We start from the raw sequence: 17,673 nt of genomic DNA, 5'->3' as shown, positions 1-17,673 counted from the left end.
CAGCAGATAACCCGCGAGGGCGAGGACCAGCAGCAGATATAGCCAATTCATAACGACTCCGTTGAGGTAATTAGCGTCAGGGATCGATGCATATCCGTGTCGATCCCATAGGTCTTATTGACGCTGAAAGGGTATGTAAAACGGGCGTAAAGGCGCCATAAAGCCCGATTTGGCTGGCGTAAAATCGGCGTAAAGAAGGCGGGTTTTGCCGGCTGGTGGACGGGCAAGGCACAAAAAACCCGGCCTGGGCCGGGTTTGGGAGCAAGTTGCTGTGACCTTGATATACGGTTAGCGCATGGTGATAGCTACCTCTAGCAGATCTATGCAACAATGCACAACGATACCAATGTGACTACCAATTAATTCGTTGTTGGATGGAAGTAGTGTCAGGGTCGTATGTATTTCGACCATAACTACGTATTACTGCATTTACTTTTGTCGCTTCGCCAATGACTTCCCTGATTTTTTCAACTGCCTCGTCAGAGGCAATGACAAGCCATCCATTCGAACAAATATCATCCATTTTAGGTGGTTGTCGAGAAATAGGACCATCTTTCCAATAAATGCTTTCAACCATTACATCCCCTTTCTCATTGATCCAGCGAAACACTCCTTCATCAGAAATAGACCAACCTAGGAACAAACCAATAGATGGATTTAGTGCTAACCACTCAATGCCTCCATGATCGATGTATGAACCTGTACCATAAATTACCAGTGATGGTTCTCTGGTAGCAGTGATTCTAGGGTAATCAACTGCAGACCAATGCATCATACTTGGGAAGAAAGCATAAGGTGAGGTAACTTCTACATCGTTATTCCATTCAGGATGACAGACTGTAGACATACGAACCTCCGTCGGTAAATCCCAATCTAGCCAGCTCCAGGTTGTAAGTTCACCAATAATTTGTTTTCCAGTGTCTATTCGATCCTCAAATTGTGTAATACCTTGTTCAATATTTTCCAACCACTCATTGTGCTTATGAGATATATTTCGATCTTTTGCTTTCGGTACAACAATGCACTCAGGTCTAATAGCGGGCTCAAGCCCCAATAACAATTCATCACTACGTTTGAAAATAGCTCGCAGAAGATCAACTCCTTGAGGAGGTATTCGCCCTGCATCCAATAACTCGCATACCGCATATGAGAGAGCTAGCTTGGCCACTTTTGGTCTCAGTCGATGATAGGTCAGCTTTAGTCCAACGCCTTCCAACCAGTTTCTATAAATTTCCTCAGCCTGCTTATTCCATTCACTCTCTGGAATCAAAGTTTTCATAAATTCACAAACTTTGTAGGCTAAATTTTCAAACGGTACGTTTGACATATCAGCCACAAGCATCGCTTCAGTCATCAAAGGTCTAAGCAACTCAATCGGGTCATCAACATCAGGAAGTGTTTCTCCAGGACGGATAGCTGAAAAAGGAATAGCTTCCTTTTTATTACTTATTTCTGGTAACTCCAATCCGTATATCAAAGGTAACTTTGAGCGTTCATATGGAGGTAGCCGACCTTTTATTTCTAGCCTACTAGACAAATCCAAGGCAATCATCCTCACACTAAAGTCTTCCGACGCACAGAGTGAAGATATTTCCTGCTCAAATTGAAGAACAAACCCTTTGAAATCCTTTGCTAAGCTGCTTAACAAAGATACTACTTTTACCTGCGTCAACCCAATTTTGTCTATTCTATGAGCTACTTGCCTAAGAATCTCTGGCCAATTTTTTTCAATTTTAGCCAAGTCAACGATTGCCTGATGAGCCATAACCCCTAATTCAGGAATAGCCACATCAAGCATATCGAATGCAAACTCAATGAGTAAACTAGCATCCTTCTTCTCGCCAATGTCATCTAACAGTGCCGGTGGTTTCTCAGCCCCTTGTTCAAAAGCGTCTAGCTGGTATGCATGTTCTTTGATTTCCTTCCAAATGGGCAGGATATCTTTATCCTCAAAGAGGATATCGACAATTTCTGGTAAGTTCCAAATTAAACTGCTTGGATACCTATATTCACCAATGTAATCATCAACTAAACAAGCGAGCGCTTTAGGGCGCCACTGTTTAGCATCAATTTCAACAAGGGCTCTAAATATCGACTGTCTAGAACCCCCATCCCAATGCAAATCCCAACCTTTAGCATCTGAGTTATCGAATAAACCTTCTAATAAACTGTTCGCTTTATCCACTTCACCATGTGAAGACAATGCACCAGCAATACAAGAAACAACATTATTATCAGGTTTAACTGGCTTTAAGAGCTTATAGAGTTCCTCTAATTGAGGGACATTCATACCTTTTAAAAAAGGTTGAATTAAGTTCATCCAGCGGAAATATTCAACGGATTTCACAGTTCGAAGAAGCTGAAAAAGGTTTTCAGGAGAATTTATTTTCAGTTGAGTCTCTTCTTCTGTAAGTTTTTCTCCTGTATTTAGTGTCAGAGAAGGTTCATGAGTAACATGCTTTTCCTGGGGAGTAGAAATCGCCATTGAGGCATAAAAACTATTGTCCAACCCCGCTTCCCTGACGCCAAGCGCTACCCCTTCTAACCACGAGTAACGATTTGAAGGCAATAAGTGTACATTGATAGATGCAATAAGCTTTTCTATCTCATCCGTCACCCTATCAGCAGAGGATTGACAGGTCCGAGACACTAATTTTTTAGGCAGATCAGAAGGATTGTACTCTTCGAAAGGGATCAGCAGCTTTCTCGTCATCACTGATATTTCTTTCAATGGCGGACTAGAGCCATCAAGCATTCCAGACAGCAACCCTGTTAGGCCAGGAGCATAATCAAGCCCTTTATGATCGAATAACCACCTCAAGAGCTTTAAACCATATCCCGGATTCCAACGTGTGGTCATAGTGATGAGATCAAGTCCTGCTTCCTGCGTACCACGACCATTTCCCGACTGTTCAAAATATACTAACGCCAAAGAAAATCGACATATTTCACCGTAGGCTAAATCAGGATATTGTCTGATCAACTTACCTAACCACGATACCCAATGGGAAAATTGCCTGTCTTTCCTATTATATATTCCAAAAGAACCCTTGAAGATTTTTGGTAACAGGCTAGCCGCTCGATCTGGTTTACCAATCTTTGACCACATTATAGAAAGTTCATAGTACTCAGACATTTTAGAGTGAATGTCGTCAAAATCGGGGATCTCTTTTTCGATTTGATCCAGTACGTCAACTAAACCATCCCTGCTATATCCTTCTTTATACAAAGTGAAAGCAATCTCTCTGCGCCAGCCAGTCGGCCAATGCCGTTTATCCCAATCTTTTCTAAACGCATCGGCTAAAGCCAAAATACAATCATGTCCATGCTGAGCAGCAGCCCTGATTGCGAAGTTAAAGTAATCAACAGCGGCTGATTCGAACTCATACCACCCAATCCAATCCCTTGTTTGATCATAAGGCTTTCGTAACAATTCAAATGATGGCTTTATCTCCTGAACAATAAAACTTGGTAGCAGCTTCTCTCCAGCCCAACCCCGTCCCCAAATGCTTGAAAACCTCACTAAAGCACGTTCAAATAAGACGTTTCCTGTATACTCTTTTTCGCTTTCATTTGGAACCAACTTAACAGGATCAACATCTTGTCCCAGGGCTGCTCGTAGTCTGTTAAGACGAATTCTATCTGCGAATGGACTTAGGTTCTTCCATTGGCCATGAACACCATATTTATAAAGTTTTGGCTGTTCAAAATTTTCAATCCATTCTTTAGCTTTTTCTATATTTCCATTGGATCTGTAATCCAGTTCAGCAACCAACAACTTTTCTGAAAAATCCAAGTCATTATTTTCAGACCAATCAATGACAGCCTCGAATGCGGTGTCTATCAAAGCCAATGGATATTGGTTAATGCATATGGAGACACATAAATCTATAAGACTATCAAAGTGCTTCCTTTTTTCTGACAAGAAATAGAAAAGCTCAGTTATTTTTTCTTCGTCTTTTGTTTCATAGATACCATTGACCAACTGTCTCATTAAGCGAGCATGTAGGTCTTCATCATTTCCACTCCATGATCCCACACCATCAACTTCACACTTCGTTTGGTGTATAGTTGAGACAAGGTCGCTTAGCGGCATGAAATAATGAGCTGCATCAGCCCATCGTTTCAAATCTTCAGCTCCCCCATGATGCGGATCAATAGCGTCTCCACCTGACAAGTAACTTAGCGGCTCAGCAGATTCAAAGACCCTTTTAGCTTCATTAAAGAATTTGTTCTCAGCTAGAACTTTAGAAAATTTGAGTGCTTCTGAATCACTTACCCTTAGCAGTTCACCATCGAATATGTAGCTAAGTGCTGAATTTACCCCCTCCGATGAAAATAAGAGAGCAAGTATATCAACCTCATTAAGGGCGTCTCTTCGCTCTCTAAGCTCACTTTCAATTAAGAGACATCTCACTACGGCAAGCGGATCATTCAGCTCCTTAGCCGACAATAGAACAGCGTCAATATCATCTGTTAAGCTCAAAGTATTCCGAAGATTAAAGAACTGGTCTCTAAAGTAACTTTGAGTCCCTGTATCAATTACATCTTGCATCTGCTGAGCATTAAAAAGGTGGTAAACCGCCTCCCATCGCATTGGATCATTATCCTCAGACGATTGAATACAGTGTTTAGCTAATACCTTGTGATATTCAATATTTTTTGAATCATCAAAATTACCAAATAGGTTTCGGCACGTTTTGTCTAAAATAAACTGTCGAAAACTGTTATGAAAAAAGCGCCAACTTACATCACTATCCTTCTTGAAATAGTGGGCTGCACTTGAAATAAAAGCGCGAATAGTTGAATGATCAGACCATTTCTCAAGCACGTGAGTATTTATTGGCACCCTCAATCTTGACAATAACGCAAGCAAGTCAACAAGCTTCTGATTACTCTCTATTTGTCGCCAATAAACTGAATAGCTTTGCTCAATATGCCCTTGGTAAAGAGGAAATTCATCAATAGCTTCATCATAACTCCTACCCGATCCGCCAGTAATAAACTGCAGCAAATAAACCAAAGATAGTGGGTGCCCTAATGACTTTTCAAAAATTTTCTTCTTATTATCATCTGTTAGGTCGGAACAGCCTGGCCATTCGTTTATGGCTGCATAGACATTTGTCCGAGTAAGAGGAGATATAACAATGGTTCGACTTCCATGGCTGACATGCTCCTTTATCGTATCAGAAAGATCGTTCAACTCTAGCGTTTGACTACCTAGAACAAATATCACTCCATCAGGCACGGTGTTCGGGAGAGGCAAATCTGACAACAAACTCTGTAATGGGTTTTGTTCTCGCTGAATATGATCTAACCCATCAACCATTATGATGGTGGTTACGCCATCATTTTTCCATTTGTCATGGGCTTGTTGAAGCTGCTCTCCTAACAATGATAGGTACTCTTCTCTTGAGCCTGGCTGCCCGGAACTTTCACCACGAAAGCCGTGATTTCTTAGCGATAATGTTATGTCATGAAGAAAAGTAGTCGCTTCACCACGCCCTTGGTAGGTGCTATCGGGTACATATGCGTAATATCTAACTAGTTTATATCCTGCTTTATACTTTAAAGTATGAGTAAGCGTTGTTGACTTTCCTGAGCCAGGGCTTCCAAGCAATGCGACATAGCCCTGCTTGGTTTGTGATAAAACATCAGATATAGAACCAACAGTTTCTTCAATTTCTTGATAAGTTCGATCGATAGGAAATTCATGAACAAACTTATGCTTAAACCTATGACTCCACGCCAACGTATCTAACATATCATCTTTGGACAGCTCAATAATTCGACGTTCACCTCCCGCCATTTTCGTCAGGAGGTTATATATTTTTCCAATATCCTCCTGTTTTCTTGCTTGTCCCTGATTAGTTATAGGGATATCTGCTGGTCGCTTATAGTTGAATTCAAGCTCACAGTTGCGAATGAAATTCAAAAATTGGTCATCATTAAATTTTGATCGTTTCTGTAGATCCAACAGTGCCTTTTGCCAGCACACGGATACTGTATCTAAGCCTGTTTCACACCATCGTCTATCGAACCAACATTCTTTCAAGAAAGATTGAAAGTGAGCATGTCGAGGAGCCGTGTCGCCTAAAGGGATTTGAGCTTTAGAGCTTGAGCTAGGTACTGACTTATGAAGCAAATGAACTTTTACAATTCTATCTTTATTATTTGTACTTAAGTGCTTCCATCCCTCTGAAAGTTGCCTGAAAAGGCTAAGTTTCTCATCTCCCTGCTTTGTCGAACTATCCCTTACAAAATCTGCATAGCTAATTGTTCCAACGTATTCCGCCCACTTCACCTGATACGCATCAAGCTTACCAGTAGTCGCAATCAGTATGTCATCCAAGCTTCCAGCATCAGGATCGGCGACTCGAAACCATTCAAGACTTCCATCAAGCAAAGCTTCATATATTAAGCCTGCTGCTATTTCATACTGCGGAACATACCCCAGCATTGCAGTGCGTTCACCGTCACCTGAATTAGTATTCGACACTCTAATATGCTCCTTAAAAAGACAATGCCACGCTTCCTTTTAGATATTTAAGAAAAATATACTTAACGAATATTAGTAGTTGGGTGGAGGAGGGCACTGAATCGCTACCGTTTCAGTCGTCACTTTGTCGCATTACTCAATTTTGGTCAACATTAGGCGAGTGACGCTCATCTCAAGTCGCGTTGCTAACTTTGAATGGGGCATAACGTTTTAGTATCGATGAGTCAATGAAGGCCAGAGAACGATGCTCTGGCCTATCAGTTTTTCTAGAGTAAGAACGTGTGTTGGTGGGTTTTCTACATTAACCCCTCATAATAACAAACTCTTCTGTGCAGGTCGGATGGGGAGTGGGGATGCCGTGGTCGGTTTGACCTCTATGTCCCAACTCCCTCAGCCTCAGCGCATGGTGACAAACTCTTCCGCACTGGTTGGATGGATGGCGACGCAGTTGTCGAAGTCCGCCTTGGTGGCGCCCATCTTCATGGCGACGCCGAAGCCCTGCAGGATCTCGTCCATGGCGAAGCCGATGCCGTGCAGGCCGACTACCTTCTCTTCCGGGCCGACGCAGACCAGCTTCATCCGGGTGGGCTGGCGATGCTGGGTCAGCGCCGAGTACATGGCGGTGAACTGGCTGCGGTAGACCTTGACCTGATCTTCACCGTATTCGGCGACGGCTTCCGGTTCGGTCAGCCCAATGGTGCCGATGGGCGGGTGGCTGAACACCACGGTCGGCACCAGATCGTAGTTGAGGTGCTCGTCGGGCTTGTTGTTGAACAGCCGCTCACAGAGGCGGCGGCCCGCCGCGACAGCCACCGGGGTGAGCTGGATGCGGCCGGTGTTGTCACCGACGGCGTAGAGGTTGGCGACATTGGTGTTCTGGAACTTGTCGGTGGGGATAAAACCCTTCTCGTCCAGCTCGATGCCGGCGGCAGCCAGATTGAGGTTGTTGGTGGCCGGGACGCGGCCGATGGCCCAGATCAGGCAGTCGACGGTGAGGTGGCGACCATCTTCCAGTTGCAGGGTCAGGCTGTCGTCGGCGTTCTTGATGACGGCCTTGGGAATGGCGTGGGTATGCAGCCTGGGCCCTTCCTGCGCCATGATCTCCACCAGGGTCTCGTGGATCATGGGGTCGAAGTTGCGCAGCGGCGCGTGCTTGCGCACCACCAGATGGGTCTCCGAGCCGAGCGCCTGCATCACGCCTGCGATCTCCACGGCGATGTAGCCGGCACCCACCACGGCGACCCGTTTGGGCTGGCTTTGCAGGTCGAAGAAACCGTCGGAGTCGATACCCAGTTCGGCGCCCGGAATGGTCGGGACCTCGGGGCGGCCGCCGGTGGCAATCAGGATGTGATCGGCGCTGTAGTGCTCGCCGTTCACCTCGACGGTATGGCTGTCGACGAAGCGGGCGAAGCCCTTGATGACGGTGATCTGGTTCTTACCCAGCACGTTCTGGTAGGACTGGTGAATGCGGCCGATGTAGGCCTGGCGGGATTCGACCAGCCTGGCCCAGCTGAAGTGGTTGAGGGTGGTGTCGAAGCCGTAGTCGGCACCGTATTTCAGGGCATCGGCTATCTGGCCGGCATACCACATGGCCTTCTTCGGCACGCAGCCGACGTTGACGCAGGTGCCACCCAGCTCTTTGGCTTCGATCAGGGCGACTCTCTTGCCGTACATGGCGGCCCGGTTGGCCGAGGCGATGCCGCCGCTGCCGCCACCGATGGCGATGTAGTCAAAATGCTGTGCCATTGCGAGGTTCTCCGCTCGTTGAGGATGCAATCACAGCATGATGGGGACAAAGCGGCCGGCTCACAAGAGCCGGTGCTCAGTTCTGCTGGATGGGCAGGCGAATGTGGAACTGGGCACCCTGTCCCGGTTCGCTGGCGCAGTGGATGCGGCCGCGCAGCAGTTGCACCACCAGGTTGTAGATGATGTGGGTGCCGAGCCCGCTGCCGCCATGGCCCCGCTTGGAGGTGACGAAGGGATCGAAGATGCGCGGCAGTATCTCCGGGGGGATGCCGCGGCCGTTGTCACTGTAGTCGATGACCAGCTCGTCTCCCTGCTGCGCCACCTGGATGGTGATCTTTCTGGGCCTGTCCCAGCCATCGAAACCGTGATGGATGGAGTTGAGGATCAGGTTGGAATAGATCTGGGTGAAGCTGCCCGGGAAGGAGTAGATGCTCAGCTTGGGATCGCACTGGATGTCCACCTCGCACTGGGCCTTCTTGAGCTTGTAGCCGAGGGAGACCACCACCTGATGCAGGTTGTCGGCGAGGCTGAAGTTGTAGCGGGCCTCGGAGGACTGATCGACCGCTACCTGCTTGAAGCTGGCGATGAGTTCGGAGGCGCGTCTCAGGTTACCTTGCAGCAGTTGCATCGACTCGTCGAGATTCTGGGTGAATTCGTTGAGGTAGGTGCGGGAGAGCTGCTTGGCCTCGATATGCTGCTTGAAGTCGGCCACCCGCTCCTGCAGGTAGGAGGAGGCGGTGACGCTGATGCCGATGGGGGTGTTGATCTCGTGGGCCACGCCGGCAACAAGGGAACCGAGGGAGGCCATTTTCTCCGACTCCACCAGGGTCTGCTGGGCCTGCTTGAGATCGTCATAGGCCTTGCCCAGCTGGTCGTTGGCATCGCTCAGGCTGCGGGTGCATTCCGCCACCTTGCCTTCCAGCTGCTCGTTGAACAGGGTGATCTCCCGCTCCACCTTTTTGAGGGGGGTGATGTCATAGCCAAAGCCGATCAGGTACTTGAGGTTGGGCCCCTCGTAGAAGGGAGCGAAGGTCCACTGCAGTACCAGCTCGTTGCCCTGCTGGTCGTGCATGGTGATCTCCCTGTCCTCCAGAGCGCCCTGATCGGCCAGGGTGGCGGCCAGCTCGTCACGCTGCTCCTTGCTGACGAAGAGATCCAGCCAGTTGTGCTGCAACAGCTCCTGGTGGTGATAGCCGGTGAGCAGGATGGCCGCCGGGTTGATGCTGGCGATGTTGAGATCCGGCTCCATGCAGCAGATGACCATGTTGGCGGAGTTGATCAGGGTGGCGGAGAAGTCCCGCTCCTGCTGGAGCTGATCGGCGGCCTGATGGCGGGCCGTGAACTCGTCGTTCAGCCGGGTGCGCATCTGGTTGAGGGTGGCGGCCAGGGTATCGAATTCATCAGGGGACTTGCGGGGCAGGGGGCGACCTTCCAGGGTCAGCTCCACCGCGAGGCGATCCAGGCTCAGTTTCTGGGCATAGCTGACGATGCGGTTGATATGACGGATCACCAGATAGTAAATGATGACCAGGATGCAGAACGAGACGACCAGGGTCTTGATGGTCTGGCTGACCAGGATCAGCACGGATTTCTCGATGAGGCGCTGGTAGACCTGCTCCAGGGAGGCGGCGACGAACAGCTTGCCGACCACTTCCCCCTGATAGCTCAGGGTGAACTCGCGGGAGATGTCGTATTGGGGCTGCTCCACCCCCTGGGTGAGCAGGGGCACTTCCGAATTGCCCAGCATCTCCTTGACCATGACGAACTGCATGTTGGGCAGGTTCATGATGCCCTCGATCTGCACCTTCACCTGCTCTTCATCCAGATTCCAGAGACTGGCCGAGATGGGTTGCAGGAAGGAGGCCTCGATCTGGCCGATGCTGGCCTCGATGACGGTCACATCCTTGTTGTAGTCCCAGGCGAGCTGAAGCACGGTGATGAGCAGTGCCAGCACCGTACTGCAGATCAGAATGTAGGAAAGCAGACGATAAGAGAGTCCGTTAAGGCCGACGGCCTTGGAGAAGATTCCTGACATGGCGTCCTTGCGGTCTGGATTGAGTGCGGTTTAGTTTAACTGCTTCATGGACTTATGTCGTGTGTCATCCAATGGATAAAAACAAGGCCCCTTTCGGGGCCTTGTTTGTGTGGGCTGGGATCAGTGACCGCCCTTGGCTTTTGCCGGGATGGATTCGTCGAATTCCGGCAGCGGCTTGTGCTCGGATGCCAGGAAGGTGTAGATGACCGGCAGCACGAACAGGGTGAACAGGGTGCCGATGGCCAGCCCCGCCACGATGACGATGCCTATGCTGAAGCGCTGGGCCGCGCCCGCCCCCGAGGCATAGAGCAGGGGGATCAGACCGGCGATCATGGCTGCCGTGGTCATCAGGATGGGGCGCAGACGCACCTTGGCGGCCTGCATCACGGCCTGCATCCGGTTCAGGCCGTGCAGCAGCTGCTCCTCCTTCGCCACCTCGCAGATCAGAATACCGTGCTTGGTAATCAGACCGACCAGCGTGATGAGACCGACCTGGGAGTAGATGTTCATGGTGGCCATGCCCCATGCCAGGGCGATCAGCGCGCCGCTGATGGCGAGCGGCACCGACACCATGATCACCAGGGGATCGCGCACCGATTCGAACTGGATTGCCAGCACCAGGAAGATGATGGCCAGGGCCAGGGCGAAGGTGGCGTAGAGCGCATTGCCTTCGGTCACGAACTGGCGGGCTTCCCCCATGAAGTCATAACGATAGCCTTGGGGCAGCTTCTCTTCCGCGGTGGCCTTGAACCAGTTGATCGCATCCCCCATGGCCACGCCAGGTGCCGGAACGGCGCCTATGGTGGCGGAGTTCAGCTGGTTGAAGTGGGGCAGGGCACGGGGCTCGCCCACCACCTCAATCTTGATCAGGCTGCCCAGCGGGATCGACTTGCCGTCGGCGGCGCGCACGTAGTAGCCCTTGAGGGACTCGGGGTTCAGGCGGTACTTGCGTTCCACCTGCGGGATCACCTCGTAGGAGCGGCCATCCAGATCGATACGGTTGACGTAACCGTCCGCCATCATGGTGCCCATGGTGATGCCGATGTCCTGCATGGTGATGCCGTAGGCACCCGCCTTGTCCTTGTCGATGCTGATCTTCATGGTGGCCGAGTCGTAGTTCAGATCGAGATCCGAATAGACGAACTGGCCGTTGGCCTGGGTGGCCGCCAGCATCTCACCCGCGATCAGGAACAGGCTCTCGAAGCTGTTCGGGGTGGTGATGACGAACTGGATGGGCAGACCGCTCGACGCACCCGGCAGCTCGGGGAACTGGAAGGTGGTGATGGCCATCCCGGGGATGTCCTTCACCAGACCGGCGACCCGATCCAGCACCTCTTTCTGGCTCGCCTCACGCTGGCTCCAGGGCACCATGGAGGCGATGCCGAAGGCCTGGTTGGCGTTGAACACCCCGGAGAAGACCTGGGAGTAGGCGATCTCGGGCTGGTCGTCCAGGATCTTGTTCACGTCCGCCATGGTGTTTTCGATGTAGTCCAGGTTGGCGTTGGAGGGCGCCGTGCCCAGCACGGCCATGACCCCCTTGTCCTCGGACGGGGCCAATTCGCTCGGGATGAACTTGAACAGCAGCGGCAGGCTGGCGAACACGATGACGGCGAACAGGATGACCACGATGCGCTTTTGCATCACGGCATGCAGCATGCTGTCGTAGCGGGCCGTCATCCGGTCCAGCAGATCGTGCACGGTACGCTCGAACTTGCCCGGCTCCTCGTTGGCCCTGAGCATCTTGGCGCACATCATGGGCGACAGGGTCAGGGCGATGATGCCGGAGACGAAGACCGCCCCCGCCAGGGTCAGCGCGAACTCCTTGAACAGGGAGCCTGTGATGCCCCCCATCAGGGCGATGGGCGCGTACACCGCGGCCAGGGTGACCGTCATGGCGATGACGGGCACGGCGATCTCCCGGGTGCCTATGATGGCGGCCCGGAACGGCTCTTCCCCTTCCTTGATGTGACGGTCGACGTTCTCCAGCACCACGATGGCGTCATCCACCACCAGGCCGATCGCCAGCACCATGGCCAGCAGGGTCATGAGGTTTATCGAGAAGCCGAACATGTCCATCATCATCACCACCCCGATGAGGCTCAGCGGTATGGTGATGATGGGGATGATGACCGCCCGGAACGAACCCAGGAACAGGGTGATCACGACCAGCACTATGGCGGCCGCCTCCAGTATGGTCTTGATGACCTCGTGGATGGACTCGTTGATGGCGATGGTGGAGTCATACAGGACGTTCACCTGCATGGTGCTCGGCATGTTGCTCTTCAGGCTCGGCAGCAGCTCCAGCACATCGTGGGCGATGTTGATGGGGTTGGCGGTCGGCGCCGCGTTGATGGCCAATACCACGGCCTCGCGGCCGTTGGCGCTGGCGCGATAGATGTCGTGGCTCTTCTCCAGCGACACCTTGGCGATGTCGGAGAGGCGGATCACCTTGCTGTCCCGGGTCGCCACCACCAGGCGCTTGAGCTCCTCGATGTTGCTGACCTGGGTTTCGGCGTTGCCGTTGAACAGGGTGAAGTAACCCGTGGCCTGGCCGGTGGCAGACTGATAGTTGTTGCTGTTGAGCACCGTCATCACGTCGCTGGAGGTCAGGTCAAAGGCGGCCATCTTGGCCGGATCCAGCCACACCCGCAGGGCGAACTCGACCCCGCCGTACAGATCCACCTTGGAGACCCCGCCCACGGTGAACAGCTGGGGCTTGATGACCCGTTCCAGGTAGTCGGTGATCTGGCTGGAGTTGAGCTCAGGGCTGGTGAAGCCCATGTAGAGCACCGCCGTGGTGGAGCCGGTGGAGGAGGTGACCGAGGGGTCTTCCGCCTCTTTGGGCAACTGGGAACGCACCGAGTTGACCTTGGCCAGGATGTCGGACAGCGCGGCATTGGGGTCGGTGTTCAGCTTCATGTAGGCCGTTACCGTGGAGCTGCCCAGCTGGCTCGAGGAGGTCATGAAGTCGATGTTGTCGGCTTGTGCGACCGCCTGCTCCAGCGGCTGGGTGATGAAGCCCTGGATCAGGTCCGAACTGGCGCCGTAGTAGCTGGTGGTGACCGTAATCACCGTGTTGGTGACCTCGGGGTATTCCCGCACCTGCATCTTGAAGATGGCCTGGAAGCCCAGCAGGGCTATCAGGAAGCTGAGCGAGATCGCCAGCACCGGCCGTTTTATGAATATGTCGGTAAATCGCATCGCAGATCTCCGCGTTTACAGCATCGGGGTTTGTGCCGGGACGGCGAGGGCATCGTTCTCGACCACGCGTACCTTGGTGTCGTTGCTCAGGCGAACCTGGCCCGACAGCACGATTTGATCGCCGGCCTTGATGCCGGAGAGCACATGGACGTCGTTGCCACGGCGCTCACCCGCCTTGACCACTACCTGCTTGGCGCGTTTCACGCCGTCCACCTCGTGAATGACGTAGACGTTCTCGCCATAGAGGGTGAAGGAGATGGCGGACTGCGGGATCACGATCTGATCCTTCACCGTGGGCAGTATGATGCTGGCGCGGGCGAACATGCCGGAGCGGAGCTGGCCCTCGTTGTTCGGGATGTCCGCCTGCACCTGGACCAGGCCGCTCTGGTAGTTGACCGCAGGTTCGATGGCGGTGATCTGGCCGTCAAACTGGGTCTGGGGATAGGCATCCACGTTGATCTTGATGGTTTGGCCCAGGGTGATTTTGGAGATGTCGGTCTGGGGCACGGTGAAGCGCAGGCGCATCACGCTGGTGTCTTCCAGCCGCACTATCTCGGTTCCCGGCTCCAGGTACTGGCCGAGGAATACGTTGCGCAGGCCCACGGCGCCGCTGAAGGGGGCGCGCACCTCGCGACGGGCTATGGTGGCCTTCAGGCTGTCTATGTCCGCTTCCAGGGAGCGGTAGCTCGCCTCGGCATCATCCAGCTGGTCCCGGGAGATGGAGTTCTTCTGGTACAGGTTCTTGTAGCGCTCGAACTTGGCCCGGGCCGCCGGCAGTCTGGCCTGGGAAGAGTTCAGGTTGGCCTTTTCCACGCTGGAGTCCAGGCTCAGCAGCAGCTGATCCGCCTTGACGTGCGCCCCGGATTCAAACCGGATGGCGTCGATGGTGCCTGACAGCTCGCTGGAGAGGGTGACCCCCTGATTCGGCTCGATGAAGCCGATCGCCTCTATGGTGGGGACCCAGTCCTGGGCCTTGGTCACCATGGCGGTCACCGGGAACTCTGGCTCGGGACGATTGGCCATGAACTCTGCGATCTTCTTCTGTTTGAACATATTGAAACCGATGACACTGCCAAACAGGGCGAGTGCTATCAGCAGCATGACGGCCATCCACTTTTTCATGAACAGGCTCCTGTGATGGAAACATTAGGGTTTAAAATGGCATTCCAGCTGGCCCGGATGACCGTCTCCAGCTGTTCCTGCGTCAATTCGAAATCGTGAACCCGGCGTTGCTGTGCCAGGTTGGCCACGCAATCCAGACTCAATGCTTGCAACACCAGAATGGGGAGATCGATGAAGAGTCCCTGTTGGCGTCCTTGCTCAAAGAAGCGCTCAAGTGGCGCCCACGTCGCCATTATGACCGGATCCCGCTCCAATTCAGCCCCCAATGGAGAACTTTCGTACTGCAATTTGCACTTGAGTGCATTGGGGTAGCTGGTGAAGATGGCATCGATGTTGAGCCAGAGGCGCCGATACTGCTCATAGGACACCTCTTCTATCTGCACACCTTCCATGACCAGGGGATGACACTTGAGGATAGTGTGCTGATAGAGCTGGCGGATCAGGTCATCCTTGTCGCTGAAATAGCGATAGATGGTGCCTGCCGCCACCTTGGCTTTCTTGGCGACCACGGCAATGGAAAGGCCGTACAAGCCCTGCTCGCCGAGGATCTCGTGAGCTGCTTCGAAAATGCGTTCTTTCTTATCCATGGTTATCAGAGGTCAACGACTGAATGAACGTTCATTCATTCTAGGTGGGCGCAAAGGCAAGTCAAGCATTGCCCATCATCTCTGACCCTATGGGGTGAGGGATTCAAAAAGTAGTGGGGAATTGCTGGATCCAGCCTGAACAAAACAAAAATAGTTGAAAAGGGTCGGAAGTGATTGAAAAACAGGCACTTGATTCTTTGTGTCAAAAAAAGAGTAGACAAGGTCGGCATCATCATCAATAATGCGCCCCGTTCGACAGCGTAGCGCCCGTAGCTCAGCTGGATAGAGCGCTGCCCTCCGGAGGCAGAGGTCACAGGTTCGAATCCTGTCGGGCGCACCATCAAAAGTGCGCCGGTTAAACGGGCGTGTTGAAGAACGAAAACAGCTGTGGTGGCTGTAGCTCAGTTGGTAGAGTCCCGGATTGTGATTCCGGTTGTCGTGGGTTCGAGCCCCATCAGCCACCCCATTTTACAGCTTGTCAGGTACGCGAAGGTGGCGGAATTGGTAGACGCGCTAGCTTCAGGTGTTAGTGCCCCCCGGGTGTGAGGGTTCGAGTCCCTCTCTTCGCACCATACTTGCTGTATGACGAGGATGACCAGATGGTCATCTTTGTGTTTTTAGAATACCCCTCGGTGATTAGCGCAGCCCGGTAGCGCATCTGGTTTGGGACCAGAGGGTCAAAGGTTCGAATCCTTTATCACCGACCACATTTGAAAACCCCGCTCAGGCGGGGTTTTTGCTTTTTGGCGTTTCTCTTCCGCTTTTTCCCGTCACGTCTTTTTACACTTCTTCAGGCGCCTGTTCGCCACGAGTTCGGTATGCTGGGCCCGGAGCCGCGAGACAGGGGACGCTCGGGCACGGACCAGATACAAGGCCTATGCATCACCATATCACTTCTCTTCAACTCTCCGTGCTGGCCATGGCCGCACTGCTGCTGGGTGGTTGCGCCCTGCAGCCGAAACCGGAAGATCTTCTGATGGGCGCCGCCCCCAAGCCAAAGGCCGAACTCGAGGCCACCTTGGTAACCAGTGGTGGCTTCTGCGTGACCCTGAGCGAGCAGGGCCGTCTGCTGACCCAGCCCTGCGATCAGCAACCGAACCAGTCATTCAGCTGGGATGTCGGCGCCCTGCAACTGGCCGGGGATTGCCTGGTCGCCAGAGGGGAAGATGGTCTGGGGATGGAGGTGTGCCGGGAGGAGAGCCATCAATGGCAGTGGCAGGGGGATCGTCTGTTTAATCGGCAGGTGTCGCTGCGCCTGGATGTGGCGGGTCGCCGTCATAAGCCGGCCGTCCCCCTGCGCCTCGCCGAATGCTATGGCGGCGCCAACCAGAGCTTTGAGTGGACGCCATCCGGCACGCTGTTGAACCGTCTGATGCACCCGGCACTGGCGTGGTGACAAGAGAGCGAGAAACAAAAAGGGTGGCCACATGGGCCACCCTTTTTCGATCCGCGATGGGGATGCCTAATCAGCGGGTCTGGGAGGCGAACAGTTTCTCCAGATAGACGGCAACGCCATCTTCATCGGAAGTGAGGGTCTGTTCGTGCTCTGGCAGGGCCTGCTTGAGGCGATCGTGGGCGTTGCCCATGACCACACCACGGCCCACCATGCTCAGCATCTCGAAGTCGTTCATGCCATCGCCGAAGGCCACGGCCTGTGACATCTCCAGGCCGTGCTGCTCCAGCACGGCGCGCACGGCATTACCCTTGTGCACACCGGCATGCATCACCTCGAGGCAGTCAGGCAGGGAGAAGGTGACGTTGAGTCGATCACCATATTGCTGGTTGAGGTGCGCCTCTATCTTCAGCAGCTTGTCGTGGTCGCCGATGTAGAACACCTTGTTGACCCTGTCCTTCGGGTGGCTGGCGAGATCAGCCAGGCGGTAGCTGAAGCCGGAGTCGTGATGGAACTTCAGCAACCAGGGCAGCTCCTCTTCCACCAGCCACTCGTCGCCGTAGTAGACGTTGATGTGGATGGATGGGTCGCGCTCCATGGCGATCAGCTCGGCCGCCACCGTGCTCGGCAGCGCCTGGTTGTAGACCAGCTGATCCTGCTTGTCGTGTACCACGGCGCCGTTGGAGGTAATGAGGTAGATATCCAGCCCCAGTGCATCGCGGATGCTGCGTACATCCACATGGTGACGGCCGGTGGCGACCACGAACTTGACGCCCTGATCGACCAGACGGTGCAGGGTATCCCGGGTGCGGGAGGAGATCTGGTGCTGCCCGTTGAGCAGGGTACCATCGAGATCGGACACAACTACCTTGAACATCATTACCTCGACTTCAATTGAACGCCGGGGGAGTGTACCCCAGCGTCTGCCGTCACCCCATTTATTTAGGTTCTTCGCGGGATCCTGGGAAAGTGGAAGTTGACAGACAGGGTGCTGGTAAACTGGTTGTCGCCAAACACACCACCACCATCACCCTGCTGTCGCCGTGCATCATATTGATATTGCCTCCTTCTGGCCAGGTTATACCGTCAT

General features: G+C 53.1%; 8 protein-coding genes and 4 tRNA genes. 5 read left to right on the top strand and 7 right to left on the bottom strand.

Annotated elements, in window-relative coordinates:
- Nucleotides 1-352: 352 nt before the first annotated feature.
- From MUW49_RS00350 to MUW49_RS00325, 6 genes are all read right to left on the bottom strand, one after another.
- Nucleotides 353-6,499: an ATP-binding protein gene (locus MUW49_RS00350; RefSeq protein WP_244812293.1), complete on the bottom strand. Its 6,147-nt coding sequence runs from the start codon at nt 6,497-6,499 to the stop codon at nt 353-355.
- Nucleotides 6,500-6,895: 396 nt separating this feature from the next.
- The gene (gorA, locus tag MUW49_RS00345) at nt 6,896-8,245 is read right to left on the bottom strand and encodes a glutathione-disulfide reductase (protein ID WP_244812292.1); all 1,350 of its coding nucleotides are present in this window, start codon (nt 8,243-8,245) and stop codon (nt 6,896-6,898) included.
- 76 nt (nt 8,246-8,321) lie between these two features.
- Nucleotides 8,322-10,280, bottom strand: a complete 1,959-nt coding sequence (locus MUW49_RS00340; protein WP_244812291.1) for an ATP-binding protein — start codon at nt 10,278-10,280, stop codon at nt 8,322-8,324.
- Between the two features lie 120 nt (nt 10,281-10,400).
- On the bottom strand, nt 10,401-13,481 hold the full coding sequence (locus MUW49_RS00335) for a multidrug efflux RND transporter permease subunit (protein WP_244812290.1): 3,081 nt from the start codon (nt 13,479-13,481) through the stop codon (nt 10,401-10,403).
- Nucleotides 13,482-13,496: 15 nt separating this feature from the next.
- Nucleotides 13,497-14,603 carry an efflux RND transporter periplasmic adaptor subunit gene (locus tag MUW49_RS00330; RefSeq protein ID WP_244812289.1) on the bottom strand — a complete coding sequence of 369 codons (1,107 nt, stop codon included), beginning with the start codon at nt 14,601-14,603 and terminating at the stop codon, nt 13,497-13,499.
- Nucleotides 14,600-15,190 (bottom strand): TetR/AcrR family transcriptional regulator, encoded by a 591-nt coding sequence (locus tag MUW49_RS00325; RefSeq protein ID WP_244812288.1) that lies wholly within the window; start codon nt 15,188-15,190, stop codon nt 14,600-14,602. Before MUW49_RS00325 ends, MUW49_RS00330 begins: the two co-directional genes overlap by 4 nt.
- Before the next feature lie 263 nt (nt 15,191-15,453).
- On the opposite strand from MUW49_RS00325, the gene MUW49_RS00320 reads away from it, so the two are divergent.
- The 5 genes from MUW49_RS00320 (at nt 15,454) to MUW49_RS00300 (ending at nt 16,586) form a co-directional block, all read left to right on the top strand.
- Nucleotides 15,454-15,530: transfer RNA gene (locus MUW49_RS00320), tRNA-Arg, on the top strand.
- Between the two features lie 50 nt (nt 15,531-15,580).
- Nucleotides 15,581-15,656, top strand: a tRNA-His gene (locus MUW49_RS00315).
- 20 nt (nt 15,657-15,676) lie between these two features.
- Nucleotides 15,677-15,762: transfer RNA gene (locus tag MUW49_RS00310), tRNA-Leu, on the top strand.
- A gap of 58 nt (nt 15,763-15,820) precedes the next feature.
- Nucleotides 15,821-15,897: transfer RNA gene (locus tag MUW49_RS00305), tRNA-Pro, on the top strand.
- A gap of 170 nt (nt 15,898-16,067) precedes the next feature.
- On the top strand, nt 16,068-16,586 hold the full coding sequence (locus tag MUW49_RS00300; RefSeq protein ID WP_049637084.1) for a lectin: 519 nt from the start codon (nt 16,068-16,070) through the stop codon (nt 16,584-16,586).
- Nucleotides 16,587-16,656: 70 nt separating this feature from the next.
- Here MUW49_RS00300 and MUW49_RS00295 read toward each other — a convergent pair whose 3' ends face one another.
- Nucleotides 16,657-17,460: a Cof-type HAD-IIB family hydrolase gene (locus MUW49_RS00295; protein WP_201985636.1), complete on the bottom strand. Its 804-nt coding sequence runs from the start codon at nt 17,458-17,460 to the stop codon at nt 16,657-16,659.
- Nucleotides 17,461-17,673: the final 213 nt, after the last annotated feature.

It is taken from the genome of Aeromonas sp. LsrichE-8G (genome assembly GCF_022869435.1).
GTDB lineage: Bacteria > Pseudomonadota > Gammaproteobacteria > Enterobacterales > Aeromonadaceae > Aeromonas > Aeromonas caviae.
The sequence above is the reverse complement of the archived record's forward strand: the minus strand, read 5'-3'. Positions and strand labels throughout refer to the sequence as shown.